This is a genomic window from Achromobacter sp. CSND-B12 (assembly GCF_052906545.1).
This window is the reverse complement of the sequence record NZ_JBREGJ010000001.1, coordinates 3,732,589-3,755,015: the sequence shown is the minus strand read 5'-3', so window position 1 is coordinate 3,755,015 and position 22,427 is coordinate 3,732,589. Positions and strand designations below refer to the sequence as shown.

Below are 22,427 nucleotides of genomic sequence, written 5' to 3'. Positions count from 1 at the left end.
CGGAGTGGCTCTACAATGCGTGCGTGCAACGCCTCGCTGACTCCCCCTCCCCGCTGAGCCGGCCGCTGCGGTGGCTGGGCGCGCCCGCCCAGCACTACCTGCGCATCGGCATCGCGATTTCGCTGTTGGTGCACGCCGGCGCGCTGGCGTGGCGCTTCGGCGCGCCCGCCCTGTCGCGCCCGCCGGCCACCAGCCTGGAAATCGTGCTGCTCAATGCGCGCAGCGAAACCCCGCCCGACACACCGCGCGCCCAGGCGCAGAACCAGATGAGCGGCGGCGGCAACGCCGAACGCGGCCTGGCCACCACCCCGCTGCCCCAGACCGGCACCTCGGCCGAGACCATCGTGCTCGAGGCCATGCGCAAGCGCCAGGTCCAGCTGGAGGCCGAACAGACCCGCCTGATGACCCAGCTGCGGGCCGCCGACAAGGCCGGCGCCGAGCGCCAGGCCGTCAACCCCTGGCCAGACGGCAACGAGCGGGGCAAGGACGCCGAGGACCAAGCCAGCGTCATCCAGAACGCCCAGGTCGCCGCCCTGGCGGCCAAGGTCCAGCAATACAACGCCGAACCGCGCAAGCAGTTCGTGGCGCCCTCCGCCCAGGCCTCGCGCTACGCCGCCTACCTGGACGCCTGGCGCGCGCGCATCGAGGCGGTCGGCACCCGGCACTATCCCGACGAAGCCCGCGGCCGCATCTACGGTTCGCTGCGCATCACCGTATCGGTGCGGGCCGACGGCAGCATCGCCAATGTCGAGATCGACCAGCCGTCGCCGCACGCGGTGCTGAACCAGGCCGCCCGCCGCATCGTGCAACTGGCCGCGCCGTTTCCGCCGTTCCCGCCCGACATCGCGCGCGACACCGATGTGCTGGTCATCACCCGCACCTGGCATTTCGTCAACGACACCCTGGAAACCGAAGCCCCATGACCGAGGCGCCCCCTCTTGCCCGCTATGCCGTGATCGGCAACCCCATCGCGCACAGCCGTTCGCCCCAGATCCACGCCCTGTTTTCCCGCCAGACCGGCAAGCCGCTGCGCTATGAGCGCCTGCTGGCGCCGGTGGACGGCTTCACGGCGGCCGTGGCCGGGTTCGCCGCCGAGGGCGGCCTGGGGCTGAATGTAACGGTGCCGTTCAAGCAGGAAGCCTATGCCTTGGCATCGGGGCATCTGTCCAGCCGCGCGCGGCTGGCGGGCGCGGTCAATACCCTGTCCTGGCGCGACGGCGCCTGGCACGGGTGCAACACCGACGGCGTCGGCCTGGTTTCCGACCTGCTGCGCCTGGGCGTGCGCCTGAGCGGCGCCTCGGTGCTGCTGGTGGGCGCGGGCGGGGCCGCCCGCGGCGTGCTGCAACCGCTGGCGCAATCCGGTTGCGCCCGCATCCATATCGTCAACCGTACGGCTGCCCGCGCCCTGGAGCTGGCCGAAAGCTGGCGCGAGACGGGCGCCGAGCCGCAGACCCGCGTTACCGCCGGCGGCCTGCCCGATGCCGCCCTGCCCGGCGGCTGGAACCTGGTCGTCAACGCCACCGCCAGCGGGCTGCAGGACGCCGCCCCCGAGCTGCCCGCCGGCCTGTACGCCGAAGGCGCCGCCGCCTACGACATGATGTACGGCGCCCAGCCGACGGCGTTCATGCGCCAGGCGCGCCAGGATGGCGCCGCGCTGACGGCCGACGGCCTCGGCATGCTGGTCGGCCAGGCGGCCGAGAGTTTCTTCATCTGGCACGGGGTGCGGCCCGACCCCGCCCCGGTGCTGACGGCGCTGCGCGAGGCGCTCATGGCCGGGACCTGAGGGCATGGCCGCCCGCGGCAAGAGCGGCAAGCGCCGCTCCTGGTTCCGTATCATCACCGGCACGCTGATGGCGCTGGTGTGCGCGGTGCTGCTCTACCAGTTCTGGCTGTTCGGACTGGTGGTTTGGTACAACTACCAGAACCCCGGCAGCAGCGCCATCATGCGCGAGGAACTGGCGCGCCTGCGCGACGGCAACCCCGATTTCCAGCTGAAGTACGAGTGGGTGCCCTATGACAAGATCAACCGCAACCTGAAGCGGGCGGTGGTGGCGTCCGAGGATTCCAACTTCACGGAACACGACGGCGTCGAATGGGATGCCATCCGCAAGGCCTGGGAATACAACCAGAAACAGGAAGCGGCCGGACGCAGCAAGATGCGCGGCGGCTCGACCATCACCCAGCAGCTGGCCAAGAACCTGTTCCTGTCCAGCTCCCGCAGCTACCTGCGCAAGGGCCAGGAACTGGTGCTGACCTACATGATCGAACACGTCATGACCAAGGAACGCATCCTGGAGCTGTACCTGAATGTGGCGGAATGGGGCACCGGCGTGTTCGGCGCCCAGGCGGCCGCCAGGCATTATTTCAACGTGCCGGCGGCCAACCTGGGAGCCAGCCAGTCGGCCCGTCTGGCGGCCATGCTGCCCAATCCGCGCTTCTATGACAGCCACCGCAATTCCAACTACCTGAACTCGCGCGTGTACACCCTGACCCGGCGGATGCAGATGGTCGACATCCCCTGATACGGAAACCCGCCATCCGGACCGATTCCCGCCCACCTTGGGCGGCCGGATTTGTTAAGCTTTCACGTTTACGCGCTCCTTCGTCCCTTACATGCGTACCGCCCGTCGCTACCTGGCCCGCGAGATCTATCGCTCTTGCGCAGTGGTCCTTATGGCCCTGCTGGGTCTTTTCACGTTCTTCGCACTGGTGGACGACCTGGACAACGTGGGTGACAAGTTCTCCATGATGGCCCTGCTGTACATGCAGGCGCTGGCCATCCCGACCCGACTTTACGACCTGCTGCCCATCGGCCTGCTGATCGGCGCCATCCTGGCCCTGGCCGGCCTGGCCCAGCGCAACGAGCTGGTGATCCTGCGGGTCTCGGGCGTCAGCGGCATGCGCCTGCTGCGCATGCTCTGGATCGTCACCATCCCGCTGATGATCGGGGCCGCCCTGCTGTCCGAGTACGTCACCCCCTGGGCCGAGATGAAATCCGGCGAGGCCAACCTGATGTTCCGCGGCAAGGCCGGCGGCGACCGCCTGAACAGCGGCTACTGGTTCAAGGAACCCACGGCCAACGGCGGCACCCGCATCATCAACATCGCCGCGCTGCAGGGCGACGGCCAGGTCACCGGCGTCACCCTCTACGAATTCAAGAAGGACCTGACGCTGTCGGTGCTGTCGACCGCGCCCAATGGCCTGTTCGCCCACGGCGACCTGGTCCTCAAGGACGTCTCGGAAACCCGCCTGGACGACAACGCCGCCGAGACGCTGGCCGACGCCCGTCCGCCCAAGAATCCCCCGGCGGTGGTGGTCAAGGTGCCCGAGCGCACGGTCGACACCACCCTGAGCGCGGAACGCCTGCTGGCGCGGGTCCTGACCCCCGAGCGCATGTCGATCGTGACGCTGCTGGACTATGTGGATTATTTGCGCAACAACCAGCTGCAATATGGTCGACAGGTGGTCGCCTTGTGGCGCAAACTGGCGTATCCGTTCACGTTGCTGGTGATGATCACCATCGCCGCCCCCATCGGCCTGATGCAGACGCGCCGTGGCGGCGTGGGCGCCAAGGTGTTCATCGGCATCCTGCTGGGCGTGGGCTTCTTCATGCTCAACCAGCTGGCGCTGAACGTAGGCATGCTGGGCAAATGGCCGCCCTGGCTCACCGCCCTGGGGCCGAACATCGGCGCCATGGCCCTGGCGCTGGGCGCCATGAGCTACATGGAGTACCGCCACACCATCACCCGTATCGTCCAACAACGTTGGCCCTGGAGCAAGAGTCCCGCATGAACGGCAGTATCTGGATGATCGGCGACGTGCAAGGTTGCTGCTCGCCGCTGGATCGCTTGCTGTCCCACCCCGAACTGGTCGGCGATCCGAAGTCGCGCTTCTGGTTCGCCGGAGACCTGGTCAACCGTGGCCCGCAATCGCTGGCGACCCTGCGCCGCATCATCGACCTGGGTGACCGCGCCACGGTGGTGCTGGGCAACCATGACCTGCACCTGCTGGCGGCCGCCGCGGGCGTGCGCAAGCCGTCCAAGTCGGACACGCTGGACGAGATCCTGCGGGCGCCGGATTCGGCCGACCTGATCGACTGGCTGCGCTCGCGGCCGCTGGCGCATTTCGAGCAGGACCACCTGATGGTGCACGCGGGCACGCTGGCCAAGTGGGACGTGGCCAAGACGCTGTCGCTGGCGGCCGAGGTGCAGGATGCGCTGCGCGGCCCGAACTGGCAGAAGGCGCTGCAGAAGATGTACGGCAACGAGCCGGCCACGTGGAAGGAAGACCACAAGGGCGGCAAGCGGATGCGGGTGATCATCAATGCGCTGACGCGCATCCGCCTGTGCACGCCGAATGGCCATATGGAGTTCGCGACCAAGGTGACGCCGGGCGCCTGGCCGGCGGGCCTGGTGCCGTGGTTCGACGTGCCGAACCGCGCGACGCGCAACGTGACGACGGTGTTCGGCCATTGGTCGACGCTGGGGCTGATGGTGCGGCCGGATGTGATCTGCCTGGATACGGGATGCGTATGGGGCGGGGCGTTGACGGCGTTGCGGTTGCAGGATCGGAAGCTGGTGCAGGTTAAGTGTTCGCAGTTTCAGGATCCGTTGGCTGAGTGATTGTGCTTGGTGGCGGGTTTTTTCTGCTGCTGCTTTTGGGGTTTGGTGTTTTTTTGGCGTCGTCGTTGATCTTCGTAGGTCGCCCCTCGGGCGGGCGGACCCGATGGCGGGCGCCCACGATTGCGGTCCGGAGCGTTCGCTCCGGACTGCCCCATCCTCATCCTCGTCCTCGCCTTCGGCGACTCCTTCGGATTCCGTCGGGCGCATCGAGGTTGCCCGCCATCGGGTCCGCCCGCCCGAGGGGCTACGCGTATCTAGGCTTGTCGCGCTGCTAGACCTGTGTGCAGGGAATGGAATCTGCGGGGCTGCCAGTTGCGGCCGCGCGGGCGGCCACAACTGGCGTCTGTGCATTTGACTGTGTTGCGGGTGCGCTGCGCGCTGGCGGTGGGCGGTTTTCTAATGGTTCCGCACGTCAGGGGGAGGGGCGGTGGTGGTCGGCGCGACATAAGGCATGTTGCGCGGGACGACCTCTCGCGCCGACCACAAACCGTCGTGATGCCAACGGGCTTTCACTAGCAAACGATTTGGTCTCTCCCACACGCGAGAGCGCCATCATCCCGACGCAAAACGCCGCGTAAGCCGCAAAAGGCCGCCCGCGCGGCCGGCTTGCGGCGGGCCCCGCAAGACCCTCCTCTCCAGCTCCGATGTGCGCCAAAACGCCAAGCACACCGCTCGTCCCAGAGACCGCCATTACGTCTCATCGCGAACGCGTGGCGGGGTCGGTGGGGGATGGCGGGGCGTGTAGATGCGCCCGGCGGAAACCGTAGGGAGCCGAAGGCGTACGAGGTTGAGCCCGGGGCAGTCCGGAGCGAACGCTCCGGACCGCAATCGTAGCCCCGCCATCCCCCACCGACCCCGCCACGCGCGCCTCAAGAACCCAACCCCAAACGCAACACCCCGTTCACCTCCGAATCTCAGCCAGAAACTTCCGCGCCCGCTCCGTCTCCGGCCGACCGAAAAACGCCTCCGGTCCAGCCACCTCCACGATCCGCCCCGCATCCATGAACCAGACCGTATCGGCCACCTCCCGCGCAAACCCCATCTCGTGCGTCACGCACACCATGGTCATGCCGTCGCGAGCCAGGCCCTTCATCACCTGCAGCACCTCGCCCACCATCTCGGGATCCAGCGCGCTGGTCGGCTCGTCGAACAGCATCACCGGCGGATTCATCGCCAGCGCCCGCGCGATCGCCACGCGTTGCTGCTGGCCGCCGGACAACTGCGCCGGATAGGCCTCGGCCTTGTGCGCCAGGCCAACGCGGTCGAGCAATTGCATCGCCCGTTCGCGCGCCTCTGGACGGCGGGCGCGTTTCAGTTGCAGCGGCGCCAGCATCAGGTTCTCCAGCACCGACAGGTGCGGAAACAGGTTGAACTGCTGGAATACGAAACCGATGTGGCTGCGCAGCGTGTCCAGGTGCACCTTGCCGCCGTAGATGTCCTGACCATCGACCTCGATCACGCCCTTCTGGATGGGCTCCAATCGGTTCACGGTGCGAATCAGTGTCGACTTGCCCGATCCGGACGGGCCGCACACCACCACCACCTCGCCGCGGCGCACCTGCGCGGTCACATCGGCCAGCGCCTGATAGTCGCCGTACCACTTCTGCACTTCGGAAAATCGGATCATGTCGGGACCACCTTGGGAACGGGTGCGCGGCCGGCGCGGCGGCTGCCGATGCGCTTTTCGGTCAGGTGCACCAGGGCGCTCAGGCCGAAATTCAGGATGAAATAAGTCAGCGCCAGCAACGCGAACACTTCGAACGGTTTGGTCAGCAGCACGCTGTTGATCTGGTTGGCGGCGTACGTCAGTTCCTGCACGCTGATCACGTAGGCCAGCGAGGTTTCCTTCACGGTCGAGACGAACTGGCTCAGCATGCTGGGCAGCATGTTGTAGAGCGCCTGCGGCAGGATCACCCGGCGCATGGTCTGCATGTACGACAGGCCGAGCGCGCGGCCGGCCTCCTGCTGGCCGGGGGGCAGCGCCTGGATGCCGGCGCGGATGATCTCGGCCAGGTAGGCGCTTTCGTAGCACACCAGCGCCACCACCATCGTCGTGGTGCCCGCCACCGGCCGGCCGATGATGAGCGGCACGAAGAAGTAGGCCCAGAAGATGAACATCAGCAGCGGCAGGCCGCGCACCAGGTACACCATGGCCGAGGCCGGCCAGCGCAGCGCCCGGTATGGGCTGATGCGGCCCAGCGCCAGCAGCACGCCGCAAGGCAGGGCCAGCGCCAGGCTGACGGCGGCCAGGCCCAGCGTCGCGGCCAGGCCGCCGATCGGGCCATGCGGATACTGGCCGATGAGCAGCAGCAGCCAGTTGTCTTTGAGGATATCCCACATTCAATGGCCTCCCAGCGGACGGTAGCGCCGCTGCAGCAGCGCGCCGCCGCCCATGATCAGGAACGACAGCAGCAGGTAGATCGCAGTCACCACCGCGTAGGCCTCGAAGGTGCGGAACGTGTAGTTCTCGATCTCGCGGCCGGCGGCGGTCAGCTCGGCCACGCCGATGGCCATGGCCAGGCTGGTGTTCTTGACCAGCAACAGCGTCTGGTTCAAGAGCGGCGGGATGGCGATGCGGAAGGCCTGCGGCAGCACCACGCAGCGCATGGTGCGCAGAAAACCGAGGCCCAGCGCGCGCGCCGCCTCGACCTGGCCCGGCGGGATGCCGCGCACCGCGCTGCGCAGGTCTTCGCAGACATAGGCCGACATCACCAGGCCGATGGCGATGCACGACAGGATGAACTCGCTGCCATGCGTGTTGAGCCAGTCGGTGGCGACCTGTGGCAGCAGGGCCGGCACGCCGAAATACCAGAACAGGATGTGCACCAGCATCGGCACGTTGCGATGGAAGGCCACGTAAAGCGCGATCAACGCGTTGGCCACGGGCGAGCCCGTCAGGCGGATGACCGCCAGCAGGCTGCCCACCAGGAACGCCAGGATCCAGGCCAGTCCGGCCAGCGCCAGGGTGGTGACGAGCCCCCTGAGCAGCCAGGCCGGGTACTCCCCCTGGAAGATGGCGGAGAAGTCGAAGACATAATGCATCGGCGAAGGCTCCGGCGCGCGCGGCGCGTCAACCCTTGATCGCTTCGATGCGGAAGTCGCGCTTCATGTTGAACTGGGTGCCGGCGCCGAACCACTTGTCGAAGATCTGGGTCGCCTTGCCCGAGGCTTCCAGGCCGTCCAGCACCTTATTCACCTGGTTCAGCATCGCGGTATCGCCGCGGCGCACGCCCATGCCCCACGGCTCCACGAACAGCGCGGGTTCGAGGATCTTGGCCGGCACTGCGCTGGTCGCGGCCTGCTGTTTGAGCTTGACCAGCATCAGCTCGGAGCCGACAAAGCCGCTGACCTTGCCCTGCTGCAACGCCAGGAAGGCGCCGCTGGGGTCCTTGAAGGTCACCGGCTCGACGTTGGGGATGAACTTGCGCGCGCCTTGTTCCGACGAGGAGCCGCGCACCGCGCTGACGCGCTTGCCGGCCAGGTCGGCGGGCGCCTTCAGGTCCTTGTCCGATTCACGCGCCAGCACCTTCTGCAGGCTCACGAAATGCTGATGCGAATAGTCGATCTGCTGCGCCCGCTCGGGGCTCCAGCCCAGGTTGGCCGCGACCACGTCGACGCGGCCGGCGATCAGTTCGGGAATGCGGGCCTCGACCGCGATCAGCTTGAGTTCCAGCGGCACGCCCAGGCTGTCGGCCACCGCCTGGCACATGTCGACCTCGTAGCCGACGATGGCGCGGGTCTTGGGGTCCTGGAAGCTGAACGGTTCGGCCGTGCCCATGGTGCCGCAGATGAATTTGCCGCGCGCCTTGATGTCCTGCAGCGTGTCCGCGTGGGCCGCGGGCGCCAGGGTGGCGGCCAGGCCGATGGCGGCCGCGCAGGTGATGATCCAGTGCTTCATGTCGATTCCCTTGAAATATAGGTATGGGTACTGCCAACAATGGCGGCCCCTGCGCGGGGCCGTCGGATTCAGGTCAGCCGGCCGCAGGCCTGGGCGATGCGGCGACAGCCTTCCTCGATGTTGTCCATCGAAGTGGCGAAGCTCAGGCGCAGGTAGGGCGACAGGCCGTAGGCCGTGCCGTCCAGCACCGCGACGCCGGCCTCGTCCAGCAGGAACATGACCACGTCCAGGTCGGTGCGCATCAACGCGCCGGCCGGCGTGCGTCGTCCCAACAGGCCTTCGACGTTGGGGTAGACGTAGAACGCGCCCTGCGGCCGCGGACAGCGGATGCCCGGCACCGCGTCCAGCAGCGTCACGATGCGGTCGCGGCGCGCGTGGAACACGGCGGCTGCCTCGCCGACGCAGGCCTGGTCGGCGCTCAATGCCACGCGCGCGGCGGCCTGGCTGATGGCGCTGACGCAGCTGGTGCTTTGCGAGATCAGCGTGGCCATGGCCTTGACCAGCGTCTTGGGGCCGCCGGCATAGCCCAGGCGCCAGCCGGTCATCGCGTAGGCCTTGGAAACGCCGTTGATCGTCAGCGTGCGGCTTGCCAGTTCCGGCGCGACGGCGGCCGGCGAGGCGTGGCGCTCGTCGCCATAGGCCAGATGCTCGTAGATCTCGTCGGTCATCAGCCAGACCTGGGGATGGCGCGCCAGCACGTCGGCCAGCGCGCGCAGTTCCGCCGCGCTGTACATCGCGCCGGTCGGATTGGATGGCGTGTTCAACAGCAGCCACTTGGTGCGCGGCGTGATGGCGCGTTCCAGCGCCTCGGGCGTGAGCTTGAAGCCGTCGGCCTCCGGGCACGCCACCACCACCGGCGTGCCGTCATTGACCAGCACCATGTCGGGATACGAGACCCAGTACGGCGCGGGAATGATGACCTCGTCGCCGGCCTGCACGGTGGCGGCCAGCGCGGTGTATAGCAGTTGCTTGGCGCCCACGCCGACGATCAACTCATCGATCGCATAATCCAGCCCGTTCTCGCGCTGGAACTTGGCGCGCGCCGCTTCCAGCAGCGGCCGCGAGCCGGCCGACGCGGTGTAGCGGATGTCGCCGCTGTTCAGCGCATCGATGCCGGCCTGCACGATGTGCGCCGGCGTCGGCAGGTCGGGCTCGCCCACGGTGAAGTCGATGATGTCGCGCCCCTGCGCCCGCAATTGATCCACCCGGGTCTTGGCAGCCATGCTGGGCGAAGGCTTGATGGCGCGGGCGCGCGCCGCCAGCAGCAAGGTATCGGCGCCGCTCATGCCAGCCCCTTGGCGGCGAAGGCAGCCTGCATCCAGCTTTGCGTACGCGCGCCGGCGTCGATCTCGGCCATGATGCGCGCCTCCTTGTCGGCATGCGCGCGCGCCGCCGCGATCAGCGCAGGCGCCTCGTCGGCCGCGAAACTCACCAGGCCGTCCTCGTCGCCCACGACGATGTCGCCGGGGTGGATCACCTGGCCGCCGATGGACACGGGCACGTTGACCTCGCCCGGGCCGTCCTTGTAGGGGCCGCGGTGGATGTGGCCGCGCGCATAGCAGGGAAACGCGTCGGCCTCGAACGCACCGACGTCGCGAATGGCGCCGTCCACCACCACGCCGGCGCAGCCGTGCGCCTGCAGGTAGCGTTTCATGATCTCGCCCAGCACGGCGTTGGACAGGTCGCCGCCGGCGTCCACCACCAGCACGTGGCCGGGCTGCACCTGCATCATGGCCTTGTAGATCATCAGGTTATCGCCGGGCCGGGTCTTGACGGTGAGGGCGGTGCCGACCAGCTTGCCGGCGCGGTTGTAGCGATGCAGCCCGGCGATGCCTTCGCGGCGCGCCAGGTTGTCGCTGAGATGCGGCGTGACGATGCCGGCCAGCGCCTGCAGGATGGAATCGGGGGCAACGGGAGCGGCCGGCAATATGCGCGTGCCGGTGATGAGGGTGGCCATGGCGGTCTGCGTAGTCCTGAATCGAATGAGTCAGACCGAATGGTCGGCGCTTTCGGCAATCCGAAAAAGGGATTAAATTTCCACGAACTTCATCCCTTTTAGGAATATAGGGGTTAGCCCTTATCGGAAATTTCGGAATGAATCAGACTGTCTCGCGGAACCCCGCATGCTGACCTTCAAACAGATCGAGGCGCTCTACTGGACCGTGCGCCTGGGCACGTTCTCGGCGTCGGCGCAGAAGCTGCACACCACCCAGTCGGCCATCACCAAGCGCATCCAGGAGCTGGAGGCGGACTTCGACGTGGCCCTGTTCGACCGCTCCGGGCACCGCGCCGAACTGACCGCGCGCGGCCACGAGGTCTATGCGCTGGCCGAGGAAATGCTGGGCCACCGCGACCGGCTGCTGGTGCGCCTGAAGGGCCAGCACACGCTGACCGGCACGTTCCGCTTCGGCATCACCGAGATCACCGCGATGACCTGGCTGCCGGCCCTGATCCGCCTGCTGCGCGCGCACTATCCGCGCATCACGCTGGAGCCGCATATCGACCTGGGCGCGGACCTGCAGAAGCGATTGCAGGCCGGACAATTGGACATGGCATTCCTGCACGGCGAATTCGCCGAGCCCGGGCTGCAGGTCGTGGCGTTGCAGCGGCTGGAGTTCGCCTGGATGGGCAGCCCCGACATGATCGACCCGAGCCGTGTCTACACCCCCGCCGACATCGCCGCCCTGCCGCTGTTGCGGCAAAGCCGCGAGTCGGGCCTGAACATGATCTACGACGGCTGGCTCAAGCCCCATACGCCGGCCAGCAACATGTTCACCATCAACAGCCTGATCGCCATGGCGGGCCTGACCGCGGCCGGCTTCGGGGTGAGCTGCCTGCCGCGGGATTATTTCGCGGAGATGGTGAGCGCCAGGCAACTGGTGATAGCGCGGACCAGCACCGCGGCGCCGCAATCGGTGTACTGCGCGATGTACCGGAAGGGGGCTGATGACGCGTTTTGTGAGAGTGTGGCGGAGGTGGCGCGTAGTTGTTGTGATTTTTCTTCTAATGGGCGGCATTGAGGCGGGTTTTTTTTGTGTCGCGGGGTTGGGTTCTTGAGGCGCGCGTGGCGGGGTCGGTGGGGGATGGCGGGGCTACGATTGCGGTCCGGAGCGTTCGCTCCGGACTGCCCCGGGCTCAACCTCGTCCGCCTTCGGCTCCCTACGGTTTCCGCCGGGCGCATCTACACGCCCCGCCATCCCCCACCGACCCCGCCACGCGCTCGCGATGAGGCTTAGCCTCGGGCTTTGGGGCGGACGGTGTGCTTGGCGTTTTGGCGCACATCGGGGCTGGAGGGAGGGCCTTGCGGGGCCCGCCGCAAGCCGGCCGCGCGGGCGGCCTTTTGCGGCTTACGCGGCGTCTTGCGTCGGGGTGGTGACGCTCTCGCGTGTGGGCGCGGCGGAATAGTTTGCTATTGAAAGTCTGCTGGCACCACGCCTGTTTGTGGTCGGCGCGAGAGGTCGTCACGCGCAACATGTCTGATGCCGCGCCGACCACCACCGCCCCTCCCCCCTGACGTGCGGAATCATTAGAAAACCGCTCGCCGCCAGCGCGCAGCGCACCCGCAACACTTTCAAATGAACAGACGCCAGTTGTGGCCGCCCGCGCGGCCGCAACTGGCAGCCCCGCAGATTCCATTCCCCGCACACAGGTCTAGCAGCGCGACAAGCCTAGACACACGTAGCCCCTCGGGCGGGCGGACCCGGTGGCGGGCAACCTCGATGCGCCCGAGGGAATCCGAAGCCCAATAGTCGTCATTCACGACGCCCGTGACGAAGAAACTGTCTTCGTGGCTGCACCTGTGGCAAGGTGGAATGCCGCTCAGGTAAAGACCGACCTTCCAATGGTGCGTGTTTGCCCACGCCCGTACTGAAGCATGGCCCCGGGTGACGTCACCGACATTGGTGAGCACACGCTTAGCGCGTGCATCCCGTTTGAGAGAGTGAGTACAACGACGTACCCATGCCTGGCGGCATTCCGTTAGCGATGATGGAGCAAGCCATGTCACCTCGCAAGTCCGATGCAACCCTAAGCCTGGCCCATCCCGATGCCGCGGGCATCGACATCGGGTCGGCCAGCCACTTCGTCGCCGTGCCTCATGACCGCGACGACCAACCTGTCCGCGAGTTCAAGAGCTTTACGGCCGATTTGTATCGCCTAGCGCAATGGCTCAAGGACTGCGGCGTTACCGCCGTGGCCATGGAGTCCACCGGCGTTTACTGGATCCCGCTTTACGAGCTGCTCGATAGCCAGGGTTTCAACGTTTACCTGGTCAACGCCCGTCACGTGAAGAACGTCTCGGGCCGCAAGTCCGATGTCCTGGACTGCCAGTGGCTGCAACAGCTCATGAGCTATGGCCTGTTGGCCGGCGCCTTCCGTCCCTCTGACGAGATTTGCGTCTTGCGCGAGTTCTCGCGCCAGCGCGAGATGCTGCTTGCCTCGCAGGTGCGCCACGTGCAGCACATGCAGAAGGCACTTGCCCAGATGAACATTCAGCTCACGCAAGTGCTGTCCGACATCGTCGGGGTCACCGGTCAGGCCATCATCCGCGCCATCGTCGGCGGCGAGCGCGACCCGCATGCACTGGCCCGCCTGAAGAAGCGCCAGGTCAAAGCCAGCGAGGACGATATCGCTGCCGCGCTGCAAGGCAACTGGCGTCACGAGCACTTGTTCGCGCTGCGGCAAGCGCTGGCCCTGTACGACACCTATCAACAACTGCTCAACGATTGCGATCAGCACATCCAAGCCGAACTGCACAAACTGCACCGCCATGACGGCGATCCGGGCAAGTCGCAGCGCCGCTGGCCCAAAAAGGCCATGGCCTTCGATCTGCGCACGCATCTATTTGCCATGTGCGGCGTGGACCTGACCCGCATCAACGGCATCGACGAGATGACTGCCTTTACCGTCCTGGCCGAGGTCGGTCCGGACATGAACCGCTTCCCTTCGGCCAAGCACTTCGCTTCGTGGTTAGGCTTGTGCCCGGGCACACGCATCTCCGGAGGCAAGGTTCTGAACGGCGCCACCAAACGCTCACCCAACCGCGCCGCACAGGCCCTGCGTCTGGCGGCAATGGCGCTACGCCACAGCCAGTCCGCTTTGGGCGCCTACTACCGAAGGCTGTGCGCTCGCCTGGACAAGCGGCGCGCCATCACCGCAGCCGCGCACAAACTGGCTCGACTGATTTACACCCTACTGACCAAAGGGTCCGAATACGTGGACCAAGGTGAGCTGTACTACAAAGAACGCCACCGCCAACGCGTCCTGCATCACCTGACAAAACGTGCAGAGACCATGGGCTACAGCTTGGTTCCGTTAACCGCCTCAGGAGAAACCAACGAGGTATCAATGACTTAAGTGGAGTTTCTTGAGAGGCAGCCGCCGCCAGGCGGCAACGAGGATGACGAAGGGGGGGGGCCGCCTAGGCAAGTCCGGAGCGAACGCTCCGGACCGCAATCGTGGGCGCCCGCCACCGGGTCCGCCCGACCGAGGGGCGACCTACGAAGCACAACGCCGACGCCAAAAAAACACACAACCCGCCACAAGCAAGAATCCCCCCCCAAGCCCGCAGCAACAAAAACCTCAAAGCACCGCCTGAATAGCATCCCGAGCCTGATGCGACAGCTCCAACCGCGTCGGCAACGTCCCATCGGCATGCTTCGTTGCCAATACCGGCAAGAACACCACCTCCACCGACAGCCCCGTCGTCCCCATCACCCGCCACAGATTCGCCACCAGCGTTTCCTCCCCCACGAACGCCGCGAAACCGCTGCGTTCGCCGTGTTGCAGGAAGCGCAGCGCCACCGGCTGGATCTCGACCGCCGCCGCGCGAGCCGGTTCGAACAGGCTGGCGTGGAACGGACGCAGCGTGAAGCCCTCGCTGGTCGTGCCTTCCGGGAACAGGCCCACCGCGTCGCCCAGCTTGAAGCGCGCCTGCATCGACTCGCCCATCGCGTGCACCGCGTGGCGTTGGCCGCGTTCGATGAACAGCGTGCCCGCGCCCGCCACCAGCCAGCCGATCACCGGCCAGCTGCGGATCTCGCTCTTGGCCACGAACGACGTCGCCCGCGCCGAATTCAGCACGAAGATGTCGATCCAGGAAACGTGGTTCGCCACCAGCAGTACTGGACCCGTCATGCGCGGCTCGCCCTTGAAGACGACCCGCAGGCCACAGGCCGCCATCAGGCAGCGCGACCAGGTTCGATTGAGCCAGGCCCGCGACTTCGGGCGCAGTAGCGGATACACCAGGCCCACGCACAGCAGGCCGAAGACGATCAACGGCACCACCAGCATCAGGCGAAGGACAAAGCGCAGCAGCTTCAAGCAGGGGTCTCCCAGGCCGGGTTGCCACCCACCAGGGTGGCGCGGACACGGCCGGGCAGCATCATACCCGCGAACGGCGTATGGCGGCTTTGGCTTTGCAGGGCGCCGGGCGCCACCAGCCATTCGGTTTCCAGGTCCACCAGGCACAGATCCGCGGGCGCGCCCACGCCCAGCTCGCCCAGGCCGGACAAGGCCGGTGACAGGCCGCGCAGCAGCGCCGCCGGCCCCGCGGTCACCCGGGCCAGCGCCTGCGTCAGCGGCAGGCGGCTGTCGCGGGCCCATTTCAGCGTCAGCGACAACAGCAATTCCAGGCCCGTGGCGCCGGGTTGCGAATAGGGAAACGGCAGGGCCTTGCCCGCGTCGTCCACCAGCGCGTGATCCGAGCACAGCGCCTCCACCAGCCCCTCGCGCAACGCCGCCTGGATCGCATCGCGGTCGCGCTGGCCGCGCAGCGGCGGGCGCAGGTGGAAATCGGTATTGAAATAACCGATGTCCACATCGGTCAGGTGCAGGCTGTTGGCCGAAACGTCCGCGCTGACCGGCAGTCCCTCGCGGCGCGCGGCGCGCAACAGTTCCAAGCCGCCGGCGGTCGACAGGCGCGACAGATGGACACGCGCGCCCGTGGCGCGTTGCAGCTCGAAAATCGTTTGCAGGGCCAGCGCCTCGGCCTGCGGCGGCAGGCCCGGCAGGCCGAGACGGTCGGCGTAGGCGCCGGCGGCGACCACGGCGCCCTGCGCCAGCCATGGGTCCTGCGGCCGCAGCCACAATGCCAGGCCCAGCCCCGCGGCGTAGCGCATGGCGCCCCACAGCACCCGCGTATCGGCGATGCCGCACTCGCCCGGCGAGAACGCCGGGCAGCCCGCCTGCGCCAGCAGGCCCATTTCCGCCAGGGTTTCGCCGCGCAGGCCGACTGTCAACGCGCCGATCGGCAGCACCCTGCCGTGGCCGGACGGCGCTTCGCGCAGCAGCGCCTCGACCTTGGCCGGCTCGTCCAGCGGCGCGTCGGCATCCGGGGGCATGGCCAGCGTGGTTACGCCACCAGCCAGGGCTGCGCGCAACTCGGCGCTGGACAGGCGCGAGTCCGCCGGCGCGCCGCTGTCCTGGCGCAGCAGGCGCGCCGACAGGTCCACCAGGCCTGGCAACACGGCCAGGCCGGCCGCGTCGATGCGCCGGTCGGCCTGGAAGCCGTCCGGCGCCTGGCCGCTCGCGACCACGCGGCCGTGGGCAATGAACAGGTCTTGCTGGCCGTCGCGGCCGTGGGCCGGATCGATCAGGCGGCCGTTGGCGATGTGCAGCCTCATGCGGCGCCTCCTGCCAGCACGCTCAGGGCGGCCAGGCGCAGATCGCGTTCGGATCGCGCCAGGCTGGCCTCGGTGTCGGGCAGGCCGGCGCCGATGTCGCCGTCGATCTCGATGCCGGGCGTCAAGCGGCCGGCGGGCAACAGCAGGAAGTCGGCTTTCGCCACGGCCAGGCGGGCCGGCGTCACTCCGCAGGCGGCCGCGTAGTCCCTGGCCGACGGCAGCAGCGCGCCGCTCATGCGTTCGGCGCGCAGCGGCAGCACGATCACGACATCGGCGTCGGCCAGGCATTCGCGCAGCGTGCCGCAGGCCCGTACGCCCAGTTGCGGCAGGCCATCGGGCAGCAGGGTGCGCGGCGCGGTGGCGCGCACTTCCGGCACGCCCAGCGTGGTCATGGCATGGATCAGGCTGCGAGCCACGGCGCTATGGCGAATGTCGCCCACCAGCGCCACGGCCAGGTTGGTCAGATCGCGTTTGGCGCGCAGCATCGCCTGCACCCGGGCAAGGGCCGGCAGCGGGTCGGCATGGGCGCCGTCGCCAGCGTTGATGATGCGCAGGCCGGGCGCCTGGGCGCCGGCGGCACAGACGGCCGCGCCGCTGGCGGGATGCCGCAGCACCAGGATGCCGGCCGGCAGGCCGGCGGCAACGGCGGCGGGCGACGGCGCGGCGGGAGCATGCGTCGAGGGTGGAGCCCCGGCGCCCACGCCATGGCCTTGATCCACGCCCGCATCGACGCCCGCGCTGCCCGCGAGCGGCACCGGCCGCAGGCCCAACTGGCCCGCGGCGGCCTCGAAACCCTGGCGCAGGTCGATGTCGCCGGCCGGCAGGCTCAGGAACAATGGCAAGTCGGCGGCGGGCGCGGCGGGCTGCGAGCCATCGGCAAAACGCGCCGCCATGTCGAGCAGCCGCTCGACATGGCGGCGCGGCAACCCTTCCGTGGTCAGCAGATGAATCAGTTCGCCACGGCGGTCGAGTTGCGGATTGAGCATGGGCGGGCCGGCGTCGGCGTCAAGGCGCCGGCGGCTTGTCCAGGTAGCGTTGCAGGATGACGGCCGCGGCCATGGCGTCGTCGGCCGCGTGCGTGCCGAGCAGGCGTTGCGCCTCCATGCTGGAGCCGCGCTCGTCGACCAGTTCCACCGCGACGCCGAAGCGGCCGTGCAGCTGATTGGCGAAGCGGCGGCAGCGCGCGGTGGCGGGCTGCTCGCCGCCATCGGCATCGAGCGCCAGGCCGACCACCACGCGATGCGGTTGCCATTCCCGCAGCAGCGCCTCGATGCGCGCGAAACGCACATCACGCACTTCGCTGAAGATGATTTCCAGCGGCCGCGCGTGGCGCGTCAGCGTATTGCCGATGGCCACGCCGATCTTCTTCTCGCCGAAGTCGAACGCCAGCAGGGTTTCTTCAGGCATGGCCCGCGTCGCCGGCCAGCATCACGGGATCGATGCCCAGCAGCTTGAGCGCGGCGGGGTAGCGATCCTCGGGCGGCACGTCGAAGATGATGTGGTCGTCGGCGCCGACCGACAGCCAGGCGTTCTGGCCCATCTCGCTTTCGAGCTGGCCGGCGCCCCAGCCGGCGTACCCCAGCGTGACCAGCATGCGGGCCGGGCCGTTGCCGTCGGCCACGGCCTGCAGCACGTCGCGCGAAGTGGTCAGGGCCATGGCGCCCAGCTTGATGCTGGAGCTGTAGTCGCCGGCCGGCGCGTGCAGCACGAAGCCGCGGTCGGTCTGCACCGGGCCGCCGAAGAACACCAGCGTGTCCTTGACCGGGCCGATTTCCAGCGCCAGGTCGATGCGCTCGAACAGCGTGCCGAGCGTCAGGTCCGTGGGCCGGTTGATGACCAGGCCCAACGCGCCGCGTTCGGAGTGTTCGCAGATATAGATGACCGAGCCGGCCAGGCTGCCCTCGACCATGCCGGGCATGGCGATCAGGAACTGGTTGGCGAAGTTGGCGGCCTGCGTGGTGGTTTCTTCGTGGTGTTTTTCCGTCATGGCAACCCCTCTGTGGGTAGTCTGATAGAACCGGGGGCCCGCCGCACTGGCGTGGCCCGTCGGGAGCGCGGGGTGGACATGGCCTCGCCTCGTTGCAAGCCTTGGCGGAATACGTCGGCGCTGCGGATCAGATTTCCATCAGTTCGAAGTCCTCTTTGCGGGCGCCGCATTCAGGACAGACCCAGTTCGGCGGCACATCTTCCCAGCGGGTGCCGGGCGCGATGCCTTCGTCGGGCAGGCCTGCCTCTTCGTCGTAAACCCAGCCACAAATCAGACACATCCAAGTACGCATAGTTCTCTCTTACATCAAATCCCTGCCGTCGTCCCCGCTACGGGGCAAAGGCGGGAGGCATCCATTAGAATGGGGACAATCTTACCGAAACCCAATAGGGGTTCCCCTGATTCTTCGCAATTGAGTCCGGGCACCCTTACTCTAGCGCTGTCCACGTGGCCCCCGTTACTCCCCCTCTCGTTTTGGTCTTCGGCCCGCTCGATCCTTCGGGCGCCGACGGCTTGCCCGCGGATGCCGTCACCTGCGCCCGCCTGGGCTGTCATGGCTTGGCGGCCGTCACGGCGCTGACCGTGCAGGATACCGCCGGCATCGAAGAAATCCATCCCGTGTCGCCCGACCTGCTCGACGACCAGGCTCGCTGCCTGCTCGAAGACATGTCGGTGCAGGCGATCAAGGTGGGCGGACTATACACCGCCGAAACGGCAAGCGTGGCCGCACAGGTAGCGGCCGATTACAGCCAGGTGCCGCTGGTGCTGCACCTGGGCCAGCGCGCCCAGGTGCCGGCCGACGCCGCCGACGAGGACGAGGCCGACGATCTGCTGGCAGCCGTTCTTGAACTGGTGCTGCCGCAGACCGATTTGCTGATCGTCGAACACCTGCGCCTGGCGCAATGGCATGCCGACGGCGACATCGATATCGGGGACGCACCGTCGCCGATGCACGCCCTGGTGGCGGCCGGCGCCGAATGGGTGCTGGTGCTGGGCAGCCCGCAACGGCCCGGCCACCATGCCAACGTGCTGCTCGGCCCCAACGGCCAGACCACCACCCTGCCGTGGCAGACGCCGCCCGACCGCAACGGCGATGCGGGCGGCCTGGCGGCCACCGCCATCACCGCCCTGCTGGCGCGCGGCCTGGAAATGCCCGAGGCGGTGCGCCAGGGCCTGGCCCACGCCGACGCGGCGGTCGCCGCCAGCTTCCTGCCGGGCATGGGCCGGCGCATTCCCAACCGGATCCAACCGCAATGAAAGCCCTGCGTTTTCCCGCCGGCCTGTACGGCGTCACCCCCGAATGGGACGACACCGAGCGCCTGATGCGCGCGGTGCGCCAGGCCGCCGAGGGCGGCATGCGGGCGCTGCAACTGCGCCGCAAGGACGTGCCCGACGCGGTGCGCGCCGAGCAGGCGCGCGCCCTGGCGCCGCTGTGCCGCGAGCTGGGCGTGGTGTTCCTCATCAATGACGACTGGCGCCTGGCGCTGGAGGTCGGGGCCGACGGCGCCCACGTCGGCCGCGACGACGACAGCCTGGCCCGCATCCGCGCCGAGGCCGGCCCCGACCTGATCCTGGGCGGCTCCAGCTACGACGACCTGGACCGCGCCCGCGAGCTGCTGGACGCCGGCGCCGACTACATCGCGTTCGGCGCCATGTTCGCCTCGCGCGTCAAGCCGGACACCGTGCGCGCGCCGCTGTCGGTCCTGACCGAGGCCCGCGCGCTGGTCGAGCAACGCGACGCGCCGCGCCCCGCGGTGGTCGCCATCGGCGGCATCACGCCCGAGAACGCGGCGCAGGTGGCCGCGGCCGGCGCCGACTCGATCGCCGTCATCACCGGCCTGTTCGAGGCGCCCGCCATCCGCGCCGCCGCCGCGGCCTGCGCCGCGCCGTACTCCATCAACCGCAACCTGAAGCCTTGATCGCCATGTCACGTAACGCCCAGCTTTTCGAACGCGCCAGCCGCAGCATCCCCGGTGGCGTCAACTCGCCCGTGCGCGCCTTCCGCTCCGTGGGCGGCACGCCGCGCTTCATCAAGCGCGCGCAAGGCCCGTACGTGTGGGACGCGGAAGACAAGCAGTACATCGACTACGTCGGCTCGTGGGGCCCGGCCATCCTGGGCCATTCGCACCCGGACGTGGTGCGCGCGGTGCAGGAAGCGGCCGTCAATGGCCTGTCGTTCGGCGCCCCCACCGAGGCCGAGATCGAGCTGGCCGAAGTGCTGATCGCGCGCCTGCCGTCGCTGGAACAGGTGCGCCTGGTCAGCTCCGGCACCGAGGCCACCATGACGGCCATCCGCCTGGCGCGCGGCGCCACCGGCCGCAACAAGATCGTCAAGTTCGAGGGCTGCTACCACGGCCACTCCGACAGCCTGCTGGTCAAGGCCGGCTCGGGCCTGCTGACCTTCGGCAACCCCAGCTCGGCCGGCGTGCCGCCCGAGTTCGTCTCGCACACGCTGACCCTGGAATACAACAACCTGGACGCGGTGCGCGAGGCCTTCGCCCAGCACGGCGCCGACATCGCCTGCATCATCGTCGAGCCGATCGCCGGCAACATGAACCTGATCAAGCCGGCCGCCGGCTTCCTGGAAGGGCTGCGCGAGGTCTGCACGCAGCACGGCGCGCTGCTGATCTTCGACGAAGTCATGACCGGTTTCCGCGTCGGCCCGCAGGGCGTGCAGGGCCTGTCGGGCGTCAAGCCCGACCTGACCACGCTGGCCAAGGTGATCGGCGGCGGCATGCCGGTGGGCGCCTTCGGCGGCAGCGCCGAGATCATGAAACACATCGCGCCGCTGGGCGGCGTCTACCAGGCGGGCACGCTGTCGGGCAACCCGGTGGCCGTGGCCGCCGGCCTGGCCACGCTGCGCCTGATCGCCGCGCCCGGCTTCTACGACAAGCTGGCGGCGCAGACCGCCAAGCTGGCCCGGGGACTGCAGGAACGCGCCCGCGCCGCCGGCCTGGCGTTTTCGGCCGATTCGGTCGGCGGCATGTTCGGCATCTACTTCAGCGACAAGGTGCCGGCCACGTTCGCCGAGGTCTCGGCCTGCGATACGGCGCGCTTCAACCGCTTTTTCCACGCCATGCTGGACCACGGCGTGCATTTCGCGCCGTCGGCGTTCGAGGCCGGCTTCGTCTCGGCCACCCACGACGACGCCGTCATCCAGGCCACCCTGGATATCGCCGAGAAGGTCTTCGCGACGGTCTGAGCGCGGCGCGAGGCGCGCCGGCGGGTCCCCAGCCTGCCGGACGCGCTGCAACACGCCCTGGCGGCCCTGGAAGGGCTTGCGGGGCGTTTTTGTATCCAGCCCTAGGGTGTCTTGTATTGCTGGTACAGCGCCGTGACGTTGCGCACGTACTGCTGGGTCTCGGCATAGGGCGGCACCGCGTCGTACTTGCGCACCGCGCCCTCGCCCGCGTTGTAGGCCGCCAGCGCCAGGTCCAGGCGGTTGGGATACTGGTCGATCAGGCGCCGCAGCAGGCTTGAACCCGCCTTCACGTTGGTGGCCGGATCCACCAGCGCCCGCTCGATGTCGTCCGACACCAGCAGGGTCGCCGCCGTCGCCGGCATCAGTTGCATCAGGCCCAGCGCCCCCTTGGGCGAGCGCGCATCGCTGCGGAACCCGGATTCCACCGCGATGACGGCGGTCAGCAAAGCCCGGTCCACGCCTGAATCCCTGGCTGCCTGCGCGATCAGTTCGTCATGCGCGGTGGACGGCGGCGCCGCCCGCCAACGGGCGGCGCGATCGCCCAGGGTCAGCAGGCTCGCGCCGTCACCCGCACGCGGTTCGCAGTCCAGGCAGACTTTGAGGCGGGCGCCGCGCAGCGCGGTGCGGACCTGGGCGCGCTTGTAATACTTGGCATAGCCATTGGGCACCTTCATGGCGCGCCAGACGCCGAACGGATCTTTATAACGATAAATTTCTGCGGCACTGGCGCCGCTGGCGGGCGCCAGCGCCGCCACCCCGGCCACCAGGGCCGCGATCACCAGGCCGGCCACGCGCCCACGACAGCGGCGCGGCCTGGCCGACGGGAAGGAAAAGGGGGATGACATGGCATCGAGGCTCCGGCGGCGTCCGGGGACGCGGGATCGAACGCCTATGCTGAGCCGCTGCGCGCGCTTTGTCGCTCCTGCCTATGGACTAGGACGCGCTGGCGTTGCGGTTCGAGCGCGCCCCGCGCCGCCCCCAGCGGCTGGGGTGGCAATCCGTCTGAAATAAGGGCCGGACCTACATCTTTTTATGCGCTCCAGCCCCCTTCTACTGCGCAGTAGCCCCGGATTCATGGGTTAACATGTCGCAATAT

At 68.2% G+C, this 22,427-nt stretch carries 23 protein-coding genes; 10 read left to right on the top strand and 13 right to left on the bottom strand.

Annotated features, from left to right (window positions below; all coding sequences use genetic code 11):
• Nucleotides 1-23: 23 nt before the first annotated feature.
• The 5 genes from ACUTAG_RS17635 (at nt 24) to ACUTAG_RS17615 (ending at nt 4,622) form a co-directional block, all read left to right on the top strand.
• Complete coding sequence (locus ACUTAG_RS17635) at nt 24-923, top strand: TonB family protein (RefSeq protein WP_148317622.1); 900 nt, start codon at nt 24-26, stop codon at nt 921-923.
• Nucleotides 920-1,783 (top strand): shikimate dehydrogenase, encoded by an 864-nt coding sequence (gene aroE, locus ACUTAG_RS17630; RefSeq protein WP_006388591.1) that lies wholly within the window; start codon nt 920-922, stop codon nt 1,781-1,783. Before ACUTAG_RS17635 ends, aroE begins: the two co-directional genes overlap by 4 nt.
• 4 nt (nt 1,784-1,787) lie before the next feature.
• Nucleotides 1,788-2,522, top strand: a complete 735-nt coding sequence (mtgA, locus tag ACUTAG_RS17625) for a monofunctional biosynthetic peptidoglycan transglycosylase (RefSeq protein WP_006388590.1) — start codon at nt 1,788-1,790, stop codon at nt 2,520-2,522.
• A 91-nt stretch (nt 2,523-2,613) separates the two neighbouring features.
• Nucleotides 2,614-3,792 carry an LPS export ABC transporter permease LptG gene (gene lptG / locus ACUTAG_RS17620; protein WP_006388589.1) on the top strand — a complete coding sequence of 393 codons (1,179 nt, stop codon included), beginning with the start codon at nt 2,614-2,616 and terminating at the stop codon, nt 3,790-3,792.
• Nucleotides 3,789-4,622 carry a symmetrical bis(5'-nucleosyl)-tetraphosphatase gene (locus ACUTAG_RS17615; RefSeq protein ID WP_024067673.1) on the top strand — a complete coding sequence of 278 codons (834 nt, stop codon included), beginning with the start codon at nt 3,789-3,791 and terminating at the stop codon, nt 4,620-4,622. Before lptG ends, ACUTAG_RS17615 begins: the two co-directional genes overlap by 4 nt.
• 901 nt (nt 4,623-5,523) lie before the next feature.
• Here the strand turns inward: ACUTAG_RS17615 and ACUTAG_RS17610 are convergent.
• The 6 genes from ACUTAG_RS17610 to ACUTAG_RS17585 all read right to left on the bottom strand — a co-directional run bounded on the left by ACUTAG_RS17610 (nt 5,524) and on the right by ACUTAG_RS17585 (nt 10,477).
• Entirely contained in the window at nt 5,524-6,249 is a 726-nt protein-coding gene (locus tag ACUTAG_RS17610; RefSeq protein ID WP_006388587.1) for an amino acid ABC transporter ATP-binding protein, read from the bottom strand.
• Nucleotides 6,246-6,962: an amino acid ABC transporter permease gene (locus ACUTAG_RS17605; RefSeq protein WP_020925283.1), complete on the bottom strand. Its 717-nt coding sequence runs from the start codon at nt 6,960-6,962 to the stop codon at nt 6,246-6,248. The genes ACUTAG_RS17610 and ACUTAG_RS17605 overlap by 4 nt, the downstream gene beginning before the upstream one ends.
• The gene (locus tag ACUTAG_RS17600; RefSeq protein ID WP_006388584.1) at nt 6,963-7,664 is read right to left on the bottom strand and encodes an amino acid ABC transporter permease; all 702 of its coding nucleotides are present in this window, start codon (nt 7,662-7,664) and stop codon (nt 6,963-6,965) included.
• Between the two features lie 28 nt (nt 7,665-7,692).
• Nucleotides 7,693-8,520, bottom strand: a complete 828-nt coding sequence (locus ACUTAG_RS17595; protein WP_054473862.1) for an ABC transporter substrate-binding protein — start codon at nt 8,518-8,520, stop codon at nt 7,693-7,695.
• A 68-nt stretch (nt 8,521-8,588) separates the two neighbouring features.
• Complete coding sequence (locus tag ACUTAG_RS17590) at nt 8,589-9,806, bottom strand: aminotransferase class I/II-fold pyridoxal phosphate-dependent enzyme (RefSeq protein WP_148319511.1); 1,218 nt, start codon at nt 9,804-9,806, stop codon at nt 8,589-8,591.
• Nucleotides 9,803-10,477, bottom strand: a complete 675-nt coding sequence (locus ACUTAG_RS17585) for an RraA family protein (protein WP_006388581.1) — start codon at nt 10,475-10,477, stop codon at nt 9,803-9,805. The genes ACUTAG_RS17590 and ACUTAG_RS17585 overlap by 4 nt, the downstream gene beginning before the upstream one ends.
• A gap of 166 nt (nt 10,478-10,643) precedes the next feature.
• On the opposite strand from ACUTAG_RS17585, the gene ACUTAG_RS17580 reads away from it, so the two are divergent.
• Together ACUTAG_RS17580 and ACUTAG_RS17575 are read left to right on the top strand one after the other, a co-directional pair.
• Nucleotides 10,644-11,540, top strand: coding sequence for a LysR family transcriptional regulator (locus ACUTAG_RS17580; RefSeq protein WP_006388580.1), 897 nt, complete (start codon nt 10,644-10,646; stop codon nt 11,538-11,540).
• A 979-nt stretch (nt 11,541-12,519) separates the two neighbouring features.
• On the top strand, nt 12,520-13,875 hold the full coding sequence (locus ACUTAG_RS17575; RefSeq protein ID WP_148316867.1) for an IS110 family transposase: 1,356 nt from the start codon (nt 12,520-12,522) through the stop codon (nt 13,873-13,875).
• 225 nt (nt 13,876-14,100) lie between these two features.
• Here the strand turns inward: ACUTAG_RS17575 and ACUTAG_RS17570 are convergent, their stop codons facing one another.
• The 6 genes from ACUTAG_RS17570 to ACUTAG_RS17545 all read right to left on the bottom strand — a co-directional run bounded on the left by ACUTAG_RS17570 (nt 14,101) and on the right by ACUTAG_RS17545 (nt 18,421).
• Nucleotides 14,101-14,841, bottom strand: coding sequence for a lysophospholipid acyltransferase family protein (locus tag ACUTAG_RS17570; RefSeq protein ID WP_047993570.1), 741 nt, complete (start codon nt 14,839-14,841; stop codon nt 14,101-14,103).
• Nucleotides 14,838-16,142 (bottom strand): dihydroorotase, encoded by a 1,305-nt coding sequence (locus ACUTAG_RS17565; RefSeq protein WP_446650253.1) that lies wholly within the window; start codon nt 16,140-16,142, stop codon nt 14,838-14,840. Before ACUTAG_RS17565 ends, ACUTAG_RS17570 begins: the two co-directional genes overlap by 4 nt.
• Nucleotides 16,139-17,128, bottom strand: coding sequence for an aspartate carbamoyltransferase (locus tag ACUTAG_RS17560; protein ID WP_020925289.1), 990 nt, complete (start codon nt 17,126-17,128; stop codon nt 16,139-16,141). Before ACUTAG_RS17560 ends, ACUTAG_RS17565 begins: the two co-directional genes overlap by 4 nt.
• A gap of 19 nt (nt 17,129-17,147) precedes the next feature.
• Nucleotides 17,148-17,549, bottom strand: a complete 402-nt coding sequence (gene ruvX, locus ACUTAG_RS17555; protein ID WP_006388576.1) for a Holliday junction resolvase RuvX — start codon at nt 17,547-17,549, stop codon at nt 17,148-17,150.
• Nucleotides 17,542-18,129, bottom strand: coding sequence for a YqgE/AlgH family protein (locus ACUTAG_RS17550; protein ID WP_006388575.1), 588 nt, complete (start codon nt 18,127-18,129; stop codon nt 17,542-17,544). Before ACUTAG_RS17550 ends, ruvX begins: the two co-directional genes overlap by 8 nt.
• A 127-nt stretch (nt 18,130-18,256) precedes the next feature.
• Nucleotides 18,257-18,421: a rubredoxin gene (locus tag ACUTAG_RS17545; RefSeq protein ID WP_003814980.1), complete on the bottom strand. Its 165-nt coding sequence runs from the start codon at nt 18,419-18,421 to the stop codon at nt 18,257-18,259.
• Between the two features lie 119 nt (nt 18,422-18,540).
• On the opposite strand from ACUTAG_RS17545, the gene ACUTAG_RS17540 reads away from it, so the two are divergent.
• The 3 genes from ACUTAG_RS17540 to hemL are packed head-to-tail and all read left to right on the top strand — an operon-like array spanning nt 18,541 to nt 21,331.
• On the top strand, nt 18,541-19,386 hold the full coding sequence (locus ACUTAG_RS17540) for a bifunctional hydroxymethylpyrimidine kinase/phosphomethylpyrimidine kinase (protein WP_349666361.1): 846 nt from the start codon (nt 18,541-18,543) through the stop codon (nt 19,384-19,386).
• Nucleotides 19,383-20,048 carry a thiamine phosphate synthase gene (gene thiE, locus ACUTAG_RS17535; RefSeq protein ID WP_058665305.1) on the top strand — a complete coding sequence of 222 codons (666 nt, stop codon included), beginning with the start codon at nt 19,383-19,385 and terminating at the stop codon, nt 20,046-20,048. The genes ACUTAG_RS17540 and thiE overlap by 4 nt, the downstream gene beginning before the upstream one ends.
• A gap of 5 nt (nt 20,049-20,053) precedes the next feature.
• The gene (gene hemL / locus ACUTAG_RS17530) at nt 20,054-21,331 is read left to right on the top strand and encodes a glutamate-1-semialdehyde 2,1-aminomutase (RefSeq protein ID WP_026384887.1); all 1,278 of its coding nucleotides are present in this window, start codon (nt 20,054-20,056) and stop codon (nt 21,329-21,331) included.
• A gap of 101 nt (nt 21,332-21,432) precedes the next feature.
• On the opposite strand, the gene ACUTAG_RS17525 is transcribed toward hemL, so the two are convergent.
• Complete coding sequence (locus ACUTAG_RS17525; protein ID WP_148319521.1) at nt 21,433-22,176, bottom strand: lytic transglycosylase domain-containing protein; 744 nt, start codon at nt 22,174-22,176, stop codon at nt 21,433-21,435.
• Nucleotides 22,177-22,427 lie beyond the last annotated feature (251 nt).

Coding starts and splice junctions, on each gene's coding strand:
- aroE (WP_006388591.1), top strand. CDS start 920: ATGACCGAGGCGCCCCCTCTTGCCCGCTATGCCGTGATCGGCAACCCC.
- ACUTAG_RS17560 (WP_020925289.1), bottom strand. CDS start 17,128: ATGCTCAATCCGCAACTCGACCGCCGTGGCGAACTGATTCATCTGCTG.
- ACUTAG_RS17615 (WP_024067673.1), top strand. CDS start 3,789: ATGAACGGCAGTATCTGGATGATCGGCGACGTGCAAGGTTGCTGCTCG.
- lptG (WP_006388589.1), top strand. CDS start 2,614: ATGCGTACCGCCCGTCGCTACCTGGCCCGCGAGATCTATCGCTCTTGC.
- ACUTAG_RS17605 (WP_020925283.1), bottom strand. CDS start 6,962: ATGTGGGATATCCTCAAAGACAACTGGCTGCTGCTGCTCATCGGCCAG.
- ACUTAG_RS17565 (WP_446650253.1), bottom strand. CDS start 16,142: ATGAGGCTGCACATCGCCAACGGCCGCCTGATCGATCCGGCCCACGGC.
- ruvX (WP_006388576.1), bottom strand. CDS start 17,549: ATGCCTGAAGAAACCCTGCTGGCGTTCGACTTCGGCGAGAAGAAGATC.
- hemL (WP_026384887.1), top strand. CDS start 20,054: ATGTCACGTAACGCCCAGCTTTTCGAACGCGCCAGCCGCAGCATCCCC.
- ACUTAG_RS17595 (WP_054473862.1), bottom strand. CDS start 8,520: ATGAAGCACTGGATCATCACCTGCGCGGCCGCCATCGGCCTGGCCGCC.
- ACUTAG_RS17525 (WP_148319521.1), bottom strand. CDS start 22,176: ATGTCATCCCCCTTTTCCTTCCCGTCGGCCAGGCCGCGCCGCTGTCGT.
- ACUTAG_RS17580 (WP_006388580.1), top strand. CDS start 10,644: ATGCTGACCTTCAAACAGATCGAGGCGCTCTACTGGACCGTGCGCCTG.
- ACUTAG_RS17545 (WP_003814980.1), bottom strand. CDS start 18,421: ATGCGTACTTGGATGTGTCTGATTTGTGGCTGGGTTTACGACGAAGAG.
- ACUTAG_RS17585 (WP_006388581.1), bottom strand. CDS start 10,477: ATGGCCACCCTCATCACCGGCACGCGCATATTGCCGGCCGCTCCCGTT.
- ACUTAG_RS17600 (WP_006388584.1), bottom strand. CDS start 7,664: ATGCATTATGTCTTCGACTTCTCCGCCATCTTCCAGGGGGAGTACCCG.
- mtgA (WP_006388590.1), top strand. CDS start 1,788: ATGGCCGCCCGCGGCAAGAGCGGCAAGCGCCGCTCCTGGTTCCGTATC.
- ACUTAG_RS17610 (WP_006388587.1), bottom strand. CDS start 6,249: ATGATCCGATTTTCCGAAGTGCAGAAGTGGTACGGCGACTATCAGGCG.
- ACUTAG_RS17590 (WP_148319511.1), bottom strand. CDS start 9,806: ATGAGCGGCGCCGATACCTTGCTGCTGGCGGCGCGCGCCCGCGCCATC.
- thiE (WP_058665305.1), top strand. CDS start 19,383: ATGAAAGCCCTGCGTTTTCCCGCCGGCCTGTACGGCGTCACCCCCGAA.
- ACUTAG_RS17575 (WP_148316867.1), top strand. CDS start 12,520: ATGTCACCTCGCAAGTCCGATGCAACCCTAAGCCTGGCCCATCCCGAT.
- ACUTAG_RS17550 (WP_006388575.1), bottom strand. CDS start 18,129: ATGACGGAAAAACACCACGAAGAAACCACCACGCAGGCCGCCAACTTC.